Raw genomic sequence first — 19,039 nt, 5'->3', positions numbered from 1 at the left:
TATAAACAGACTCGAGGATATTTGAATTCGGAGAAATAAAGGATGATTGTTTATGAATGGCAGTGCTCCACAACATGATGAGGGACCGATAAAGTCCCGATGACATACATTCGAAAAGGCACACCGGTTTTTCGAAAAATTACGTTTGCTTTCTTCGCTGCGGGTTTCAATACATTTGCGATTCTATATTGCGTACAGCCGCTCATGGAGGAATTCACGCGGGAATTTCATGTGACGCCTACTGCGGCGAGTCTTTCTTTATCTGTTACCACAATGCTGTTAGCTGTGAGCATGCTTGTCTTTGGTTCATTATCCGAGGTGTGGGGGCGCAAGCCGATTATGGGTATTTCCATGCTGGCCGCATCGGTTCTCTGTCTGGCATCGGCCTTTAGTCCGAACTTTCATACGCTGCTCGTATTGAGAACCATTCAAGGCGTTGCGCTCGCAGGCCTTCCGTCGATTGCGATGGCTTATCTCGGGGAAGAAATTGAACCCGGAAGTCTTGGGTCGGCGATGGGGCTGTATATCAGCGGAAATGCAATCGGCGCCGTTTTCGGAAGGATCGTTTCCGGGCTCCTGAGCGAGTACTTGAATTGGCATATGGCGATGGGATCAATTGGTGTCATTAGTTTGATTGCTAGTGTTATATTTTTTATGAATTTGCCGCCATCCAGGCATTTTACGCCAAGAAAATTGAAGCTCGGGAAATTGGGAATGTCTCTGATCGACCACTTGAGGGACCGTAAACTATTCAGCTTGTTTCTCATTGGTTTTTTGCTGCTCGGAAGCAATGTTGCATTGTTTAATTACATTGTGTATGTACTGTTGGGCCCGCCGTATTCGCTTAATAAAGCATTTGCCAGCTGGATCTTTATTGTGATGATTGTAGGCATTTTCAGCTCGTCTTTCATTGGAAGAATGGTTGATCGATATGGCTATCCAAAAATACTGGTGATGAATATTTTCATCGTCATTGCAGGTGCTTTATTCACGATAAACAGTATGCTGGCAGTGAAAATTCTGGGGATTGCCCTCTTTACATTCGGTTTTTTCGGCGGACATTCAGTTGCCAGCAGCTGGGTGGGCAGGAGAGCCCTTCATAACAAAGCACAGGCTTCATCGCTGTATTTGTTCTTTTATTACGCCGGTTCAAGTGTTTGCGGAACAGTCGGAGGGCTATTCTGGTCTGGTTTTCACTGGCTGGGCGTTGTCGGTATGATCACCTTCATGCTGCTGGTTGCGTTATGGCTGTCGGGATACTTGGCAAGAAGTGCGAAAGTGCCGGATAAAAGGAACGAAAAAGGATTGAATTGATCAGTAAAAAAGGACCGTTAGCGGGTCCTTTTTTATTTCCAATGGGCAGGGATTCGTAAAGACAGCGGCAGCTTTGTGTTCGAATCGCCGTTGGCGGCGTTCACCTGTGCCTGTGTCAGAAAGATGCTCCCGGTCAGGTCGGCGCCGCTGAGATCAGCGTCTCTCATATCTGCACCGATAAAGTCTGTCATTCTCAAATCGGCATTTCTCAGATCGGCGGCTATGAGCAGCGCCCCTCTTAGATTTGCTCCTCGCAGATCAAGCCCTTTCAGTTTCGCGCCGATCAGGACACTTCCCCGGCTGACCTTTTTCGGGAGTTTTGGATGGCGGGCTTGGGCACGCACCAGCTCACTTGTTTTTAACAGCCATTCATTGACCTCAGCTCGATGCTCGTCCACCTGCAGTGTCAGCAAGCGTTCTTTGCTGAGTCTGGTGAGCCTTTCTATTTTTTCGAAACTGGTTCTCAGTTCAGGATGAATCGGCTTGGCTATATCTATAGAAAGAGCTTCATGTAAATACCAGAGCATTTCGTGCAGCTGCTGCATGATAGGAAAAACGTCAAACATCTGGTTGGCCGTTTCGGGGCTGTTTCGCCAATCCTTTCCCTCATAAGTGATTTGGGATACTTTTTGGCCGGCGCCAAAGCATTCATATGCAGAGCAGCCTCGAAATCCTTTTTCTCTGAGATCTTTATGTATAGAACATTGATAGTTTGATTGTAAGTTGCGGCAAGGCGTGCCCCCGTCTTTATCAAAAGCAAAATCTGCCGACTTCGCATAAGGCAAGGCGACACAGCACAGGCCAAAACAGTGCTGGCAATCCGCACTTAAATCATGATGTCTATTGTCATGTAACGTTACTTCCGCAGACAATAATGTTCACCCCTTCACTTGGGTACTTTGTTAAATATATCTATTTGATTATATAGGAAAAAAGGATACTTTTCATTTTGTTTTCAAGGTTTCAGTGGTCTAGCGATGTATAATATATCCAATCATGATGATTGGGGGAATTCATTTGGAACAGCAATTGAAAGACATCATCTCTGCGTGTGATTTGGCAATCCAAAATGAAGATTTTGATACACTGATGAATTATTATTCGGAAGATGCCGTTTTAGTCGTGAAGCCGGGCATGATCGCGCGAGGCAAAGAAGAAATCAAAAAAGCGTTTATCACGATTGCGAACTATTTCAATCATCATATTGTCCCGAAACAAGGGGAAATGATCCTGTTAGAAGCAGGTGACACGGTACTCGTCCTTTCTCAGACACTGCTTGATTCGGATAAAAAGGACTCCGAGTATGGGATGGAAAGAAGGGCGACCTATGTATTTAAGAAGAATGCGCAAGGCGAGTGGCTTTGTGTAATCGATAACTCTTATGGTACGGATTTAATTGGTGTGTAAGATATGTCTTTGATGTGCCATTCCTGCATATAATGATTCATTCAGCTGATTAGGGAAGGTGACACAATTGAATGTGTATGACATCAGAATGGCTCCTTATTGGTTTTATGAAAGCAGAGGACTTGTTCAACATCCATACGTATTTCGGCAGCCTGTCTCCTCACGTGCAATCATTGCATCTACTCGCGGCGATGTAACGGGAGACGGCGTTATTGACGAGGTCTTTCTAACTGGAAATCAAATGCCCGGCAGCCCGTTATGGAGAAATATCACATTGGTGATCCGTGATGGCAGAACCCATCAGGAGCAGCAGATTCAGCTTCAAAACAATATGGGATACAATCCGTCACTTTTTCTGGGGGATATGACAGGCGACAAGATTGAGGATGTGGCAGTGGTAATGGACACAGGGGGAAGCGGCGGTGCTATTTATGCATACGTGTTTGCCTATCTAAACAGGCAGTTCCGGCGAATTTTCAATTCAGATGTATTGAATGATGAATTAAAGTACAGTGTGAGGTATCAAAATCAATATAAAGCGAGCGTCATCAGTCATCAGCAAAACGAAACGTATATCCTCGACCTTACTTACAAAGGCAGGGAATATTTGAATGAGATTTATAACAGCCAAGGTGTGTTAAAAATGCCGATAGAAGGATGGGTGAATCCTTTATCGGGCTTGTATCCGGTTGATTTTGACAGAGACGGCGTATACGAATTATTGGCGTACCAGCGGATAGCGGGAAGGTATAACGCCGACTCATTGGGATATGTTCAAACCGTATTAAAATGGAACGGACGGCGTTTTGCCGTTGACCGGCAGAATGTTTCGATTGTTGGCGGTGCTGTCTCGTAATCCTGATGGCTGTCACCCTATAAAGGGTGATAAAACATTACAGGTGTTCTGCAACGACAACCAAATAATAAGATAAACCGGCTTGCTGCTCTTCTAACATTCCTCTATGGAAATCATCTTGCATAAAAAAACGTGTTTGTTTTACGTAATCTTCTTTACTTGTCGGATGCCCGTTCTGATTTAGGAACTTAAGATGATTCATGACATGCTCTTGCACGGAAGGGTCATGATACGTTACGCCGTTTCTTAAAAAATCAGCCATCCTATCAAGAAAATGTTTAGCCTCTATTGCCATTTTGTTCATTTCATCGACATTGATTGTATGTGTATCCAATTCAAAATCGTAACGCTCTTTTAAATACCCATTTTGTTCTGCTAAAGATTGTTTCCATTCTTCAGCGCTTTCAAATCCTTTAAACATTACCTTATGATCCATGTTTTCGCCTTTTCTCGTGTATTCTAAAGATGTGTTGACTGTTTGAATGAGACGCTGATACTTTTCAATTTTCTTTTCAAACAGCTTTTTTTGTTTTTCTAATGTACTTGTTCTTTTAGCATCCTCATTTAGTAATGTTTTAATTTCTGACAAAGGAATATCTAATTCTTTGTAAAAAAGGATTTCCTGCAGTCTTTTTAGTTCTTCAGCACCATAGTACCGATATCCGGCTTCGCTTATTTCCTTTGGGGCCAGCAAGCCGATTTTGTGGTAATGATAAAGCGTTTTGATTGTGACATTCGCAATATTGGATAGTTCTTTTACTGTTAATTTCACCATCCGACTCCTCCTTTCTTCTTTCACTATGAGGCCTTACCTTTGGTTGGAGTCAAGGATAAAATGGTGGTGTTTTCGTCCGAAGACAGACTAGTGAATGTGGGAGAAAGAAAATAACACCTGGCGGATTCAAAGAAAAGAGTGCTTTTCAGCAAGCACTCTTCATTCCAGTTTAATTCGTTTTACATCCCCTAATACAAACACATAAAAAACCAATCCCAGCAACAGCACAAAACCAGCTACCAGAAAGCTGAGCGTAAAGGAGCCTGTCACATCAAACAAATACCCTGTCAGTGACGCAGCAATAATGCCTCCGAACAGGTTGTTTGCGAGATTCACCATGGAGCTCAGCATGGATACGGAACCGATCGGCGCGAGTTCTGCGGAGATGGACCAGCCGACCGGAGCGGTTGCTGAAATTCCGGCGAGTCCGATGGAAATGCAAATAATGGCTACGGTAATATTGTTCGTCAGAATGGAGCCTAAAAAGAAAAAGCCAAAGCTCATTCCGACTATGATTACGGTTCGGTACACCTTGGTGTTAGGATAGCCTTTCTTAATAAAATAATCGACGAGCCAGCCGCCGACGGCAATTCCGGAAATGGTTGAGATCAGCCACGGCACTGCCGTAAATAAACCGGACGACATGAGATCCATACCGTATGTATGTTTAAAGAAAGTCGGAAGCCAGGTGAGCAGCAGGTTGAATGTATACCCGTACCCTGTAAATCCGATCATTAAGCCCCATACTTTTCGATTGGTGAAAAGCTTTTTTAAAAGCGGGCCCGTTTTGTAAGGGATTTGCTCTGTTGTAATGGCATTGTGTTTTTGAATATAGTTTAGTTCACTTTTAGAAATACGTTTGTGCCGTTCAGGCTGTTCATAATACTGCCAGAAAAAGATCGTAAACAGCACATTGATGCATCCAATCGTCAAAAAAGCGACACGCCAGTCAAATGTTGTGACAAGAAAGGCGACCAATGGCGCGCCGATTACATTTGAAAACTTGGCGGCCGAATCGAACAGTGAGTTTGCCAATCCCCGCTCACTTGGAGGAAACCAGAGAGCGGTTGCTTTAGAGGCAGCGGGGAACGCAGAGGCGCTCGTCAGCCCAATGAGAAACCGGAACAGATACAACAGCAATTTTCCTTGCAAAAAAGCAAGAAGGATCGTTAAAAAGCTCCATATTGTCATTCCAACCCTCGTGACCCATGCGACCCCAAAACGGTCCAGCAAACTTCCGACAGGCAGCTGCATCAGTGTATAGGAATAGGTGTAAATGGAAAACACGATGCCGAGTTCAGTTGCAGTAAGATGAAACGAATCTTGTATCGCAGGGGCCGCTACCGAGATGGCCACTCGGTCAAAATAATTAAGAATAATAATGCCGCTAAGTAACGAAGATATGTACCATCTGGTATGCCCAGGCCGTTTCACGCGCTCTTGACTCATGATGAAAACCTCCTCTGTCATAGCATGATCTCCTGATAGAAAAACCATTCAAATTTTAAATACCACAGCGCGCTTTTATATAAACGGCAGGAATTTGACTGGAACAGATCGGTGCTTTAGAATGAAAGTAATAAAAATGAACACTCCAAAGGGGAGTAGCTTTCACAGTAAAGTCGTCATTACGGGACAAGGTGTCCTCGGCTTTGCTGGCAATTTCATTGTTAGCGAGACCTTTGCCAAATCTGATTTGGTGAAGGTCTTTTTGTTTCAGGAACTTCACCAAATTGGTGGAGTTTTTTCATTTTTATCAAAAAGGGAGAGGAGCATCAGAATGTCTAAGCTGAAAAAGTGGCTGAAGCGTGAATTGGTGAGGAAAGGGCTGCCGTTAGCGAAAGAGAAATTGATTCCGATCTTAAAAGAAAAAATGAAAAAGAAACGATGAGGGGGCTGAAGATGAAGATCATTTTGACAGTACTTGCCGGAGTGGGACTTTTGAGTGCAGGCGGATGCGGCATGCTTGATCAGGTGAACGACGGATTGAACTATACGAGTGAAGCAGCGGGGTATGTGGAGAAGGTGAAGACATTTGCAGAGGAAGCACCTGAATTGGCTGAGAAAGCTGTAAATGACACCGAGGCGAAAGAAAAACTTGAAGCGCAGCTTGAGTCGATTCAGAAGGCTGCCGCTGATTTTAATGAATTAACGCCGCCTGATGCCGCAGCGGAGATTCATCAAACCATTCAGGAGCATAACGAGACCTTGCAGAAAAGCGCTGAAGAGGTGTTGAAACAAGCCGAGGAAGGCAAGGTATCGCTTAAAGAATTGGAGCAGTCAGACCTGGTCCAAAACGCAAAGCAAATTACTGATGTGATGGGACAAATTGAGAAGCTGGGTGAATAAGAAAAAGCATCCCGACGCGGGATGCTTTTTGCTTATTCAGCCATTGCGTCTGTTAAGACAGGAACGACTTGTTTTTTACGGGAAACAACGCCTTTTAAGAGGGCTGTGTTGTTTTCTAATGTAACGTTGAACGCTTTTTCCACTTTCGCTGCTTCGTTACCGATTGCAAGAGCAAGTGAATCATTTTCTAAGATATCTGTGATAACGAGAAGGAAGAGATCAAGATTCTTCTCAGCCACAACTTTTGAGATCACAGCTTCTAATTCAGCTTGGCGTTTTTTCACATCTTCAATGTCCACTGTATTTACTTGTGCGATTTCGACTTTCTTGCTGCCGAGCGTAAATTCTTTCGCATCAAGAGAAATGAGCTCTTCCACTGTTTTTTTGCTTAGATCAGCGCCTGCTTTTAACATGTTCAAGCCGTATTCTTCAGCATCTACGCCAGCGATCTCCGCAAGCTCTTTTGCTGTTGCTACGTCTTGGTCCGTGCAAGTTGGAGATTTAAATAACAGGGAATCAGAAATGATCGCAGACAGCATAAGGCCGGCAATTTCTTTCTCGATTTTCACGTTATTCTCTTTGTACATTTTGTTTAAGATGGTAGCCGTACAGCCTACAGGCTCAGCACGATAGTAAAGCGGCTCAGCTGTTTCAAAGTTAGCGATGCGGTGATGGTCGATAACCTCTAAAACCTGAACCTCTTCAATGTCTTTGATGCTTTGCTGGCGTTCGTTATGGTCAACCAGGATAACGCCGTTTACTTCGTTTGCAGCTGTTTCAACAAGACGCGGGCTTTCTTGTTTGAAATAGTCAAGCGCGTATTGTGTTTCGCCGTTGACTTGTCCGAGACGGACAGGCTCAGCATTGAAGCCGAGTTTGTTTTTCAAATCAGCATAAGCAATCGCAGAACAAATCGTATCTGTGTCTGGGTTTTGGTGTCCGAAAATAAGTATCTTTTCCATGATAGCTCCTATCCTTTTTTTAAGTAGTGTAATCTTTATATAGTTTAACACGTCTTGCTGCAGGTGTAATCATGCAAACCCTTAAAAATTGATGTGAATAAGAAGCATTTTCTTTGAGCTAAGGAGAAAAGGTGTGTAAAATACTGGGTAGCTTAGTTGCAAAATGTAATGTAGTATCAAAAAAGGTACTATTGGAGGGTCAAGAATGAGTGGAAAAAAGAATATATACCCGAACAAAGAAGGCTGTCCAGTTGAATTTACTCTAGATGTCATTGGCGGAAAGTGGAAAGGAATTCTTTTTTATCACATGATAGATGGCAAGAAACGATTTAATGAGTTTCGGCGAATCTGCCCGAGTATTACTCAAAGAATGCTTACTCTTCAGCTGAGGGAGCTGGAAGCGGACGGCATCGTGCATCGTGAGGTTTATCAACAGGTGCCGCCCAAGGTTGAGTACTCTCTGACAGAATTCGGGCGAACGCTTGAACCGATTGTTTTGCAAATGAAAGAATGGGGAGAATCCAACAGAGACGTGCTGGAATCTTATCGTTCGAACGGCTTAGTGAAGGATCAGCAGAAATAGCAGCAAAGGGAACTCCTTTGCTGCTTGTTTTATTTCATTGAAATGGCTCTGTTGGCGTTTCTGACATCGTTTTTCAACAGTTCAGAAAGGTTGTAAGACGGATAATATCCATGCTGATACATGTATCGATAAACTTGGGCGTGCAGCTGGATGGCAGCATTCAGCTGTTTGACCAGTACGTTTCTTAATTGAGGTGTTGCTGTTTCTGTAATTGCGATGGCATAGCTGCGGACAGATGTTTTGGCAAAACCGAGCAGGTCACCGCTGTAAAATGGGTTATCTGCGCGTTCTTCTTCCTCATCTTCTCTGTGCGGAGCCTGTGGAAAGAACGGAAGAAGCTCTCTCAAATTTTGCTCAACGCTCTGAATAGACACGTTATAAAGCTGTCTGAGCTGAGGGTCTTTTACTTCTCTTATCATTTTCTTCAGTTTAATGAGTCCGTTTGATTGAAAAGCAACCAGCTCGTGCATTTCTAATGTTTCATGCCAAGCCAATGTTCTGCGTTCATCCATGTGAAAATTCTCCTTTATCGATCAGATTCCATATCAGCATATGCCCAATGCTCAATGTTGTTCATGATGTTTTGAAGTTTTTAAAAAGGGAAATTCACCTTATATAGGATACGGGTTGAGAACATGCACAAAGAGGTGAAACACAATGTGGGACATGATAAAGAACTTTTTCTTGTTTAGCAGCGGCGTTCTGCAAGCAACAACCCTTTTACTGGTGATCTTAATTTTTATGTATGTCAGAAAAACGAAAAAGAAAAACAAGGAATCTTCTGGCTTTATGGATGATAAACATTAATTGTGATGGGCATTCTTTTCAAAGAATGTCTTTTCATTTTTCATGTTTCACATGAAACATTAGCGTTATTTTACTTGCGATTTGGACTTATGTTAAAATATAAAAGTAAAATTTAGAGATGATATAAAAACATTCGGTGCAACGTATGTTGCAGCGATGAAAAAGAGCAGTCGTTTATGCTGCTCTTTTCTATTCGTATGTTCAGGATGATACGAGGTGACTAAGTGAAACAAACGAGAGCTTTAATGGAAGGTGCTATTTTAATCAGTCTGTTTGCGATCATCACGCTTCTGGTCGTTTATGTTCCTGTGATTGGAACAATTCTGTTATTTGCACTGCCGCTGCCAATGATCTTGTATACGATCAGACATGGATTGAAGCTAGGGATATGGATGGGCGCTGTCAGTCTTCCGGTTGTTTTTATTGTCGGGTCCTTTAACGGGCTTATTGTAGCTTTTATGTCAGCTTGCGCCGGCATTGCCATGGGACATTTTTTCAAAAGGAAAGAGCCCGGGCACGCCATTATTTCGGGCGCTCTTATTTATATGCTTAGTATTGTCTTCTATTTTGTGATAAGCATTCAGTTTTTGGGTATCAATATCATTGATGAGGCGATGACACAATACCGGCAATCTCTTGATATTGTAGAAACTGTAGCGAAGCAGTCGGGCAATGCTGGACAGTTTGAGAAGCAATTAAAACTGATGGAAGAACAATTGGGTATCGTTCAATATCTTTTTCCAACAGCTATTGTGATGGTAGGAGTTATTTTTTCTTTCCTCAGTTACCTTATCGCTAAGCCGCTCTTAAGGCGATTCTCCCCCGATATTCCTAATCTAAAGCCTTTTAGAGAGTTGAAGTTTCCGCAAAGTGTTGTAGTACTGTATTTGATTATTGTCATGCTTTCATTTTTGCCTTTAGAAAAAGGCCAAATGCTGTACTCTATCGCTTTAAATGGGGAGTTTATACTCGGGTTTCTGATTTTCATCCAAGGTTTATCATTTATCTTTTTCTATTGCCATAAGAAACAATATCCAAAGGCTGCGGCTGTGATTGCTGTCATACTTGGGTTTGTTCATCCGGTCTTCATGGCGGCCATTCGCATTTTAGGCGTTTTAGATATGGGCTTTCATATAAGGAATAAGGTGAAGTGAACATGAGTTTTACTCACATGGTGGGGAGTGATAGAAATGCCAAGCTTTTATGAAAAACCGCTGTTTCGGTATCCCATCTATGCATTGATTGCTCTGTCAATTATTACAATCCTCATCAGCTTTTATTTTAACTGGATATTAGGAACCGTCGAAGTGCTGCTGCTGGCAGTTATTTTGTTTTTTATTAAGCGTGCTGATTCTCTTATTCGACAAGAGATTGATGCTTATATTTCTACGTTGTCCTACAGGTTGAAAAAAGTCGGTGAAGAGGCATTGATGGAAATGCCGATTGGAATCATGCTTTTTAATGACCAATATTATATAGAATGGGCAAATCCGTTTCTTTCCTCTTGCTTTAATGAAAGCACTTTAGTGGGGAGATCACTTTACGATACTTGTGAATCGGTAGTGCCGCTTATCAAACAAGAGGTGGAATCGGAAACGGTTACATTGAATGACCGCAAGTTTAGGGTTGTCATCAAACGGGATGAGCGTCTCTTATATTTCTTTGATGTAACAGAACAAATCCAGATTGAAAAGCTATATGAAAATGAAAGAACCGTCCTGGCATATATTTTCCTTGATAACTATGATGATGTGACACAAGGATTGGATGACCAGACGAGAAGCACGATGAACAGCCAGGTGACATCTTTGCTGAACGCTTGGGCGCAGGAGTACGGGATCTTCTTGAAAAGGACGTCTTCAGAACGCTTTATTGCTGTACTTAATGAACACATCTTAACTGAACTCGAAAATTCGAAGTTTTCGATTCTTGATGAAGTGCGGGAAAAAACCTCGTTTGACGGTGTAGCGCTGACGTTAAGCGTCGGTGTCGGGGCTTCAGTTTCTTCCCTGAAAGAACTTGGCGATTTGGCGCAATCCAGCTTGGACTTAGCACTGGGACGCGGCGGAGACCAGGTAGCCATTAAGCTGCCAAACGGCAAGGTGAAGTTTTACGGCGGTAAAACAAACCCAATGGAGAAACGAACAAGGGTGCGGGCCCGCGTGATTTCTCACGCCTTAAAGGAAATCGTCACCGAAAGCAGCAATGTGATTATCATGGGGCATAAATTCCCCGACATGGATTCTATCGGCGCAGCGATCGGGATTTTAAAGGTGGCTCAGGCAAATAACAAAGATGGTTTTATCGTGATTGACCCAAATCAAATCGGATCAAGTGTGCAGCGTTTGATTGGGGAAATCAAAAAATATGAAGAACTGTGGTCAAGATTTATTACGCCTGAAGAAGCAATGGAAATTTCCAATGATGACACACTGCTTGTGATCGTCGATACACATAAGCCGTCACTCGTCATGGAGGAACGTCTGGTCAATAAAATTGAACATATCGTGGTCATCGACCATCACCGCAGAGGTGAGGAGTTTATCAGAGATCCGCTGCTCGTTTATATGGAACCATACGCTTCTTCCACAGCGGAATTGGTGACAGAGCTGCTTGAATATCAGCCGAAGCGCTTAAAAATCAATATGATTGAAGCAACAGCCCTATTAGCTGGTATAATAGTGGATACAAAGAGCTTTTCTCTCCGCACGGGCTCGCGGACTTTTGATGCGGCTTCTTATTTAAGGGCAAAAGGCGCCGACACGGTGCTGGTGCAGAAGTTCCTGAAAGAAACCGTTGATTCCTATATTAAACGGGCGAAGCTGATCCAGCATACGGTCCTCTATAAAGATAACATTGCGATTGCTTCTCTTCCTGAAAATGAAGAGGAATACTTCGATCAAGTGCTGATTGCGCAGGCTGCCGATTCGCTGCTGTCGATGAGTGAGGTTGAGGCTTCATTTGCGGTGGCGAGACGGGATGAACAAACGGTTTGTATCAGTGCGCGGTCGCTTGGCGAGGTAAATGTTCAGATCATCATGGAGGCCCTGGAAGGCGGAGGGCATTTAACAAATGCGGCGACTCAGTTGTCCGGCATTTCAGTTTCTGAAGCGCTGGAACGGCTGAAGCACGCCATAGATGAGTATTTTGAGGGAGGCGTACAGAGATGAAGGTTATTTTCTTACAAGATGTAAAAGGAAAAGGAAAAAAAGGCGAAGTCAAAAACGTAGCAGACGGTTATGCGCATAACTTTCTAATTAAAAAAGGCCTCGCGGTTGAAGCGAACGCTTCAAACATCAGCGCGCTAAACGGACAAAAGCAGAAAGAGAAAAAAGAAGCCATTGCTGAGCTTGAGCAGGCTAAGAGCTTGAAAGAGACATTAGAAAAACTGACTGTTGAGCTTAGCGCAAAATCAGGTGAGGGCGGCCGTTTATTTGGTTCAGTGACAAGCAAGCAAATTACTGAACAGCTCCAAAAAGACCATAACATTAAAGTAGATAAGCGGAAGCTTGAACTGCCGGACGGCATTCGTGCATTAGGATATACGAACGTGCCTGTGAAGCTGCATCCTGAAGTGCAGGCTGTGTTAAAGGTACATGTAAAAGAAGAAGCTTAATAGAAAAGAGGCTTGGATTCATCCAAGCCTCTTTTTTTTATTCCACGAGATAAAGAGTTTGCTGGCTTTCTCCGCCAGGTCCTCCTCTCATTCCCTGCACGCTGTTTGTGCTGCTGGAGGAACCGCTGTACTCGTCAGATGTTATTTCTTTTCCGTTTTTCTTAATCCAGGAAACAAGTTTGCTGTTGCCTGAGTTGCTTTCGGACAGAAGGAAGTATTTCACTTTGCCTTCTTTGATCAGTTTTTTCAGTTCGGACACAGTCAGAATGGGATCCGTGCCGTTAAATCCGCCCATTGCCATAACAGATTCATTTTCGTAAATGATGTATGGCGCAGCTGTTACGGTTGTCAAAGTAGCAAATAAATATTCTTCGCCGGTATTGTGTTTTCTCAGATAGGACAGGAGCCCGCTGTCGACCTCTGAAGAGAACATGTTCCCGCCGTTTGCTGAGCCTTTGAGCTGCGGGCCGGATTCAGGAAGGACGCTGTTGCCACCGTATAGAAGCGGCGTTGCTGACCAGTAAACAGGTGTGAGAAGCAGAACGCACAAGCTGATGATGGTCAGCTGCTTACTGAACGTATGGCTGCGTTTAAGCATCAGAAGTGCAAGGGTGATACCGAGTCCTATGAGTCCCAGGACATACATCCACACACTGCCGATTTGGCTTGTATAAGCACTCAGAATATACACCTGGAACACGGTTGTGATCAGAACGGCTGCCGGCAGAAGATAGCTGGGCCAGTCTTGATTATTTTTGTATAAGCGGTGCATCGTATACCATCCGATACCAGAAAGGGCGGCAATCGGCGGTGCCAGCATAATCAAATAATACTGGTGGAAGAATCCTGCGATGCTGAAGAAACCAGCCACGGGAACAAGCCAAGCCGCCCAGAATAGCGTTTCTTTCATTTCAGCAGCATGTCCGCGGCGATCACGGTACCAGCTGACGATTGCGCCCAGTAATCCGATCAATGAGAATGGAAGCATCCAGCTGATTTGGCCGGAAAGTGCTGATTGGAAAAGACGAAGCGGTCCAGGATCACCGGTGCCGAACATATTCACGCTTTTTCCGCCTCTACCGCCAGGCCCTCCATTTCCAGGCCCGTTGCCACCTGTGGGAGGTGTGCCTCCGCCTCCATTGAGAGCGCCGGTTTGTCCGTTAGGCGGCTGAGGCGCCTGTGAATGGTTTCCGAATGATTGATTTCCGTTCTGAGAAAAAGATGAACCGTCGCCATTTGGCGCTTGCATGTTGTCTTGATTCTGCATGTTCCCTCCGCCAGCAGCATTCATATCACCCTTTGCAAGGCCCGTAGTTTGCCCAAGCAGACGCTCTGTGCCGTTGTAGCCAAAGGCCAGTTCTAGCACTGAGTTAGTCTGGCTGCTTCCTACATAAGGCCGGCTTGAGGAAGAGGCTGAATCCACTGCTATCGCCCATGAGAGTGAAAGGCCTGTCAGAAGGACAAGAGACAGAAGCAGGGAACCGATTTTTTTCTTGAGGGAAACCCGGGATGCAACCAGGTAGAATAACACAAATGCAGGCAATACCATAAACGCTTGCATCATCTTCATATTAAAGGCGAGCCCAATTAGGGCAAATGCCGTCAGCAGACAAACCAGCTTGCCTTGTTTTACTGCCCGAAGCAGGCAAGCTGAACCGAGCAATATGGTAAAGACAAGCATGCTGTCAATATTGTTTGTCCGGCTGACAGCTACTGCGATAGGGGTCAGTGCCATAACAAGTGCGGAAATGCGGGCCGCTTCAATTCCAAAAGTCGGCTTGATCATTCTGTAGAGAAGGAAGACAGATCCAACTCCGGCAAGAGCCTGGGGAATGATGACACTCCACGTGTGAACACCGAAAATCAGTGCGAAAATCGTTTGAATCCATAACACGACAGGAGGCTTATCTACTGTCACAAATCCAGAAGGGTCAAATGACGCATAAAAGAAATTATGGAAGCTTTGCGTCATGCTTTTTACAGCCGCCAAATAGTACTGGTTCGCTGTATCATCCTGCCAAATGTGATACGTATCCAAAAAAGCTGCTGCCAGCAAAATAAGAATAAGGGCTGCGTCGAATCGTTTGGTTTTCATCGTTTTTCACCTCTTTATGGTGTCTAATTGTAAAAAACAAATATGAAAAACTTATGAATAAACCATAAATATTCAAAGAAAAAAGCGGAGATATTTTCCCCGCTTTTATGCTGAATTTCTTTGTTTTTCTGACTGAAAAATGTATCGATCTCGTCCGGCTCCCTGTCCAGCTGCTCCCATTACGATCAGGGCAGCAATGAGAAGCACAATCGGCATCGTCCAAGAATGCGTCTGGTCAAAGAGATAGCCGACAAAGATTGGCCCGACTGCTGCCAGCAGGTAGCCGAATGACTGAGACATGCCTGACAGCGCAGCGGCCTGTTGGGCATTTTCACTGCGGAGACCAATCAAAGTGAGCGCCAGACTAATGCTGGAGCCTTGCCCGATACCGATAATGATCATCCAGATGGCAAGCAATGTATGGCTTCCGCCCGCTAATAATCCGCAGAGGCCGATCAGATAAACTGAGGCCAGCGCCGCAACGATACCGCGCTGCTGTTTCACACGGTCAGCTAAAACTGGTGTCAGAAAAGTGGAAGGCAGACTCGCAAATTGCATGAGTGATACCATCCATCCGGCTGTTGCCGTATCAATCCCGTGTGAACGGAGAATTTCAGGAAACCAAGCGATGCTGCTGTAAAATAAAAACGATTGCAGGCCCATAAAGATGGTGACATACCATGCCATTTTGGAAGCCCAAATGGAACTGGATTGCAGCTTCATTGTCTGGTTTGCCGTATCTCGATGGCGCAGCTGAGGTATCCAGATCAGCAATGCAAGCAAAGCCAGCCCGCCCCATAAGAGAAAGGCTTGTTTCCATCCGCCATTCATCTGGGTCGCTAAAGGAACGCTGACACCTGATGCTAAAGCTGCGAATATATTCATTGATGTCGTATACAGGCTGATCATGATCCCTGGCTTTTCAGGGTATTTATGTTTGATTAAGCTTGGCAAAAGTACGTTACCAATCGCAATTCCGACTCCGATAAGTGCCGTTCCGAAAAACAAAGCGGCAGTATAGCCGGTAGAACGAGTCAAAACACCGATAAGCAGTATCACGAGACCTAGCCATAAAGTTCGCTCATTTCCGAGGCGCTGTCCAAGCTTAGGTGCAAGTGGAGAAAGAACTGCAAACGAAAGCAGCGGCAGTGCGGTCAAAAAACCGGCTGCCCCATTGGACATGTGCAGCTCTGCCCGGATAGAGCTGATGACCGGACCGACTGAAGTGATCGCGGGCCGTAAGTTAAAGGCGATAAAGATAATGCCGGTGATCAGCCAAAATGATTGGATTTTTTTATTATGTGGATGTGGCAAAGCAGTTACTCCTCTTTTCTAACATATACATGATATTATCCCGAAACAGGTAAGCAAGTATGTGAATGAACGCTATGATTTGTCCTCTTTTTGCAGTTCAGCCATTTTGGCAAGCAGAATATGCTGAGGCATATGCATGATCTGTTCAAGCGGCAGATTCAAGGACTCTGCAAGCTTTTGTGCAGTTTCAGCAGAAATTTGCAAAGGTCTCACAAAAGATCCCTCCTCTCTTCTGTCCATTGTACAAGAATCAGATGTGAAATGTAAGAAGATGTCACAAAGGAATAGAGCAATCGGAAAATGACCGTTATAAAAGAGGTAAGGAGGGTTCTTATGCACGCACCGTTATCCTTATTAAAACAAATGCTGAAGGAACACCAAATAGACACTGAAAAAGCTGTCACTTTCGAAGAATATATAGCAGTGAGGCTAAAGCTTCAGGAGCTGATGGGGAAATTTGCTTCGATCGGGGAGTGGGATCTGTATCAAAAAGCGGCAGATTTGATGATGCACATAGGCATCCAATGGATGAAATAAACCGATAACCGCTAAAAAACCCTCGCTGCAGCGAAGGCTTTCATTCATTAAAATGAGTGTTCTTCTTCCACATTTTTAAACTGGTCATAAATTACAAGCTTAGACGGACTGTTTTCCTTAGCCACCTGTTTGGCCTTTTCAATAGCGGCGTCTTTAGACGTATACAAAGCTGTCGGCGCTACATTCTCCACCTCAATAAACCAGCCGTCCGCATCAACATTAGGCGTAATCGCATATTTCTTTATCATCTTTCATTCCTCCCTCATGTTTTATTGCATTTTTCCCGCCTTGTTACTGTCCGAAACGATCCAATCTGCTAACTGAAAAAAACAGGAAACAGACAATTTTTCTATTTTTTTTCTGTAGAAATGGTAGAATGGAGGTTGGAGATTTTTTAATGAGAGGACGGTGCTTAGCATGACAGACCTTCTGAATGACCGGCTTCCTCCGCAAAATATAGAAGCCGAACAAGCCGTGTTAGGCGCTATTTTTTTACAGCCGTCTGCTTTAACACTGGCTTCAGAAGTATTGATTCCAGATGATTTCTATAGAATGTCCCACCAAAAAATCTATAATGCGATGCTGGTGCTCGGTGACCGAGGTGAACCGGTTGATCTGGTGACAGTCACATCAGAGCTTGCGAACACAGACCTGCTGGAAGAAGTAGGCGGCATTTCATATTTGACAGATATCGCAAACTCGGTGCCGACAGCGGCTAACATAGAATATTACGCGAAAATCGTTGAGGAAAAATCGATTCTTCGCCGATTAATCAGAACTGCGACAACGATTGCTCAAGACGGGTATACCCGTGAGGATGAGGTCGAGGATTTACTCAGTGAAGCGGAAAAAACGATTATGGAAGTGGCACAGCGCAAAAACACGAGTGCCTTCCAAAATATTAAGGACGTCCTTGTCCAGACCTATGATAATATCGAACAGCTTCATAATCGAAAAGGTGATATCACGGGAATTCCAACAGGGTTTACGGAGCTTGACCGGATGACTGCGGGTTTCCAGCGCAACGACTTGATCATTGTGGCTGCACGTCCGTCAGTAGGGAAAACAGCCTTTGCCCTGAACATCGCACAAAACGTGGCGACGAAGACCGATGAGAGCGTAGCGATTTTCAGTCTTGAGATGGGTGCCGAGCAGCTCGTTATGCGTATGCTCTGTGCCGAGGGAAACATCAATGCCCAGAATCTCCGTACAGGTAACCTGACCGAAGAGGATTGGGGCAAGCTGACGATGGCAATGGGAAGCCTGTCGAACAGCGGGATTTACATCGATGATACACCGGGTATTCGAGTGAGTGAAATCCGTGCCAAGTGCCGCCGCTTGAAGCAGGAAAGCGGGCTGGGCATGATTTTGATCGATTACCTGCAATTGATTCAGGGAAGCGGTCGTTCAAAGGACAACCGTCAGCAGGAAGTATCTGAAATTTCCCGTGAACTGAAGTCGATTGCCAGGGAGCTGCAAGTCCCTGTTATCGCGCTTTCTCAGCTTTCTCGGGGCGTTGAGCAGCGTCAGGATAAACGTCCGATGATGTCTGATATCCGGGAATCAGGAAGTATCGAGCAGGACGCGGATATTGTCGCGTTCCTTTATCGTGATGACTACTATGACAAAGAAACCGAGAATAAAAATATTATCGAAATTATTATCGCCAAACAGCGTAACGGCCCGGTAGGAACCGTGTCTCTTGCGTTCGTAAAAGAATACAACAAATTCGTCAACCTGGAACGGCGTTTTGATGACGCAGGCGTTCCGCCCGGCGCATAAGCCCCAAGAGCTGCTCTTGGGGTTTTTTCATTCGAAAGATGGAAGAAATACCGTTCGCTCAGCGGATGAAAAATTGAAAGCGTTTTAATAAAATGGTGCAAAAAGGAGATGGTAACAATATGGGAAAACGTTTTTCGTCTTTTCACGCAGCACAAATCCGAATTGCGCGTCCTACGGGCCAGCTTGATGAGATTATTCGTTTTTACGAAGAGGGATTGTGTTTGAAACGAATAGGAGAATTTTCAAAGCATAACGGGTATGACGGTGTCATGTTCGGCCTTCCTCATACCGATTATCATTTAGAATTCACCCAGTATGAAGGGGGAAGCACTGCCCCCGTTCCCCATCCCGACAGCCTTCTTGTTTTTTATGTGCCGAATGCAGATGAACTGGCAGCGATCACTTCAAAGCTAAAGCACATGGGCTATCAAGAGGTCGAATCAGAGAACCCGTACTGGAGCAATGGGGGCGTAACGATAGAGGACCCGGATGGCTGGCGGGTCGTTTTTATGAATTCAAAAGGGATATCAGGCAAGTGATTCTTTCTTATGCTAAAGGATGAAAGTTTCGCAAGCTTTTTATGACAAAGCAGTGAGAAAACGCTTATAAAACGAATGGAAGCGAACGAATATAGATTTACAA

At 44.5% G+C, this 19,039-nt stretch carries 22 protein-coding genes; 13 read left to right on the top strand and 9 right to left on the bottom strand.

All coding sequences use genetic code 11. The annotated features are described in order from the left end of the window. Positions 1-99: 99 nt before the first annotated feature. Positions 100-1,314: an MFS transporter gene (locus RAC86_RS20275; RefSeq protein WP_377885989.1), complete on the top strand. Its 1,215-nt coding sequence runs from the start codon at positions 100-102 to the stop codon at positions 1,312-1,314. Between the two features lie 32 nt (positions 1,315-1,346). Here the strand turns inward: RAC86_RS20275 and RAC86_RS20270 are convergent, their stop codons facing one another. Then, a complete protein-coding gene (locus RAC86_RS20270; protein ID WP_167560869.1) occupies positions 1,347-2,186 on the bottom strand; it encodes a pentapeptide repeat-containing protein in 840 nt (279 codons plus the stop codon). Between the two features lie 145 nt (positions 2,187-2,331). Here RAC86_RS20270 and RAC86_RS20265 point away from each other — a divergent pair, with 145 nt between their 5' ends. Together RAC86_RS20265 and RAC86_RS20260 are read left to right on the top strand one after the other, a co-directional pair. Beyond that, positions 2,332-2,721 (top strand): YybH family protein, encoded by a 390-nt coding sequence (locus tag RAC86_RS20265; RefSeq protein WP_377885988.1) that lies wholly within the window; start codon positions 2,332-2,334, stop codon positions 2,719-2,721. 67 nt (positions 2,722-2,788) lie between these two features. After that, positions 2,789-3,577, top strand: a complete 789-nt coding sequence (locus RAC86_RS20260; RefSeq protein ID WP_029726107.1) for a hypothetical protein — start codon at positions 2,789-2,791, stop codon at positions 3,575-3,577. Between the two features lie 37 nt (positions 3,578-3,614). On the opposite strand, the gene RAC86_RS20255 is transcribed toward RAC86_RS20260, so the two are convergent. Further along, positions 3,615-4,352 carry a MerR family transcriptional regulator gene (locus RAC86_RS20255; RefSeq protein WP_128993620.1) on the bottom strand — a complete coding sequence of 246 codons (738 nt, stop codon included), beginning with the start codon at positions 4,350-4,352 and terminating at the stop codon, positions 3,615-3,617. Positions 4,353-4,511: 159 nt separating this feature from the next. Next, on the bottom strand, positions 4,512-5,822 hold the full coding sequence (locus RAC86_RS20250) for an MFS transporter (RefSeq protein ID WP_014478548.1): 1,311 nt from the start codon (positions 5,820-5,822) through the stop codon (positions 4,512-4,514). 100 nt (positions 5,823-5,922) lie between these two features. Between RAC86_RS20250 and RAC86_RS20245 the strand changes: the two genes are divergently transcribed. Continuing rightward, positions 5,923-6,243, top strand: a complete 321-nt coding sequence (locus tag RAC86_RS20245; RefSeq protein WP_038428118.1) for a hypothetical protein — start codon at positions 5,923-5,925, stop codon at positions 6,241-6,243. Between the two features lie 11 nt (positions 6,244-6,254). Then, the gene (locus tag RAC86_RS20240; RefSeq protein WP_095844108.1) at positions 6,255-6,701 is read left to right on the top strand and encodes a DUF6376 family protein; all 447 of its coding nucleotides are present in this window, start codon (positions 6,255-6,257) and stop codon (positions 6,699-6,701) included. 32 nt (positions 6,702-6,733) lie between these two features. On the opposite strand, the gene RAC86_RS20235 is transcribed toward RAC86_RS20240, so the two are convergent. Further along, positions 6,734-7,663, bottom strand: a complete 930-nt coding sequence (locus RAC86_RS20235) for a manganese-dependent inorganic pyrophosphatase (protein WP_377885987.1) — start codon at positions 7,661-7,663, stop codon at positions 6,734-6,736. A 205-nt stretch (positions 7,664-7,868) separates the two neighbouring features. On the opposite strand from RAC86_RS20235, the gene hypR reads away from it, so the two are divergent. Next, positions 7,869-8,246 carry a transcriptional regulator HypR gene (gene hypR / locus RAC86_RS20230; RefSeq protein ID WP_015715058.1) on the top strand — a complete coding sequence of 126 codons (378 nt, stop codon included), beginning with the start codon at positions 7,869-7,871 and terminating at the stop codon, positions 8,244-8,246. A 29-nt stretch (positions 8,247-8,275) separates the two neighbouring features. Here hypR and cotF read toward each other — a convergent pair whose 3' ends face one another. After that, a complete protein-coding gene (cotF, locus tag RAC86_RS20225; protein ID WP_003226906.1) occupies positions 8,276-8,758 on the bottom strand; it encodes a spore coat protein CotF in 483 nt (160 codons plus the stop codon). Positions 8,759-8,903: 145 nt separating this feature from the next. Between cotF and RAC86_RS20220 the strand changes: the two genes are divergently transcribed. The 4 genes from RAC86_RS20220 (at position 8,904) to rplI (ending at position 12,669) form a co-directional block, all read left to right on the top strand. Beyond that, the gene (locus tag RAC86_RS20220; protein ID WP_003226909.1) at positions 8,904-9,053 is read left to right on the top strand and encodes a hypothetical protein; all 150 of its coding nucleotides are present in this window, start codon (positions 8,904-8,906) and stop codon (positions 9,051-9,053) included. Between the two features lie 224 nt (positions 9,054-9,277). Beyond that, complete coding sequence (locus tag RAC86_RS20215; protein ID WP_003243969.1) at positions 9,278-10,207, top strand: YybS family protein; 930 nt, start codon at positions 9,278-9,280, stop codon at positions 10,205-10,207. 36 nt (positions 10,208-10,243) lie between these two features. Then, positions 10,244-12,223 carry a cyclic-di-AMP phosphodiesterase GdpP gene (gene gdpP, locus RAC86_RS20210; protein ID WP_003242517.1) on the top strand — a complete coding sequence of 660 codons (1,980 nt, stop codon included), beginning with the start codon at positions 10,244-10,246 and terminating at the stop codon, positions 12,221-12,223. Then, positions 12,220-12,669, top strand: a complete 450-nt coding sequence (rplI, locus tag RAC86_RS20205; RefSeq protein ID WP_003226915.1) for a 50S ribosomal protein L9 — start codon at positions 12,220-12,222, stop codon at positions 12,667-12,669. Before gdpP ends, rplI begins: the two co-directional genes overlap by 4 nt. Positions 12,670-12,706: 37 nt before the next feature. Here rplI and RAC86_RS20200 read toward each other — a convergent pair whose 3' ends face one another. The 3 genes from RAC86_RS20200 to RAC86_RS20190 form a co-directional block, all read right to left on the bottom strand. Beyond that, positions 12,707-14,764 (bottom strand): glycosyltransferase family 39 protein, encoded by a 2,058-nt coding sequence (locus RAC86_RS20200; protein ID WP_377885986.1) that lies wholly within the window; start codon positions 14,762-14,764, stop codon positions 12,707-12,709. 105 nt (positions 14,765-14,869) lie between these two features. After that, positions 14,870-16,078: a CynX/NimT family MFS transporter gene (locus tag RAC86_RS20195; RefSeq protein WP_003226917.1), complete on the bottom strand. Its 1,209-nt coding sequence runs from the start codon at positions 16,076-16,078 to the stop codon at positions 14,870-14,872. Between the two features lie 72 nt (positions 16,079-16,150). Continuing rightward, the gene (locus tag RAC86_RS20190) at positions 16,151-16,291 is read right to left on the bottom strand and encodes a YycC family protein (protein ID WP_003242786.1); all 141 of its coding nucleotides are present in this window, start codon (positions 16,289-16,291) and stop codon (positions 16,151-16,153) included. Positions 16,292-16,411: 120 nt separating this feature from the next. Here RAC86_RS20190 and RAC86_RS20185 point away from each other — a divergent pair, with 120 nt between their 5' ends. Then, a complete protein-coding gene (locus RAC86_RS20185) occupies positions 16,412-16,615 on the top strand; it encodes a hypothetical protein (RefSeq protein ID WP_015250806.1) in 204 nt (67 codons plus the stop codon). Between the two features lie 47 nt (positions 16,616-16,662). Here the strand turns inward: RAC86_RS20185 and RAC86_RS20180 are convergent, their stop codons facing one another. Further along, the gene (locus RAC86_RS20180; protein WP_003226922.1) at positions 16,663-16,863 is read right to left on the bottom strand and encodes a DUF2188 domain-containing protein; all 201 of its coding nucleotides are present in this window, start codon (positions 16,861-16,863) and stop codon (positions 16,663-16,665) included. A 169-nt stretch (positions 16,864-17,032) separates the two neighbouring features. On the opposite strand from RAC86_RS20180, the gene dnaB reads away from it, so the two are divergent. Together dnaB and RAC86_RS20170 are read left to right on the top strand one after the other, a co-directional pair. Continuing rightward, positions 17,033-18,397, top strand: coding sequence for a replicative DNA helicase (gene dnaB / locus RAC86_RS20175; protein ID WP_003226923.1), 1,365 nt, complete (start codon positions 17,033-17,035; stop codon positions 18,395-18,397). A gap of 119 nt (positions 18,398-18,516) precedes the next feature. Next, positions 18,517-18,936, top strand: coding sequence for a VOC family protein (locus tag RAC86_RS20170; RefSeq protein WP_377885985.1), 420 nt, complete (start codon positions 18,517-18,519; stop codon positions 18,934-18,936). Positions 18,937-19,039: the final 103 nt, after the last annotated feature.

The organism is Bacillus sp. LR_5, assembly GCF_042709275.1.
Note: the sequence above shows the minus strand (reverse complement) of the source record. Positions and strands in the feature narration are given on the sequence as shown.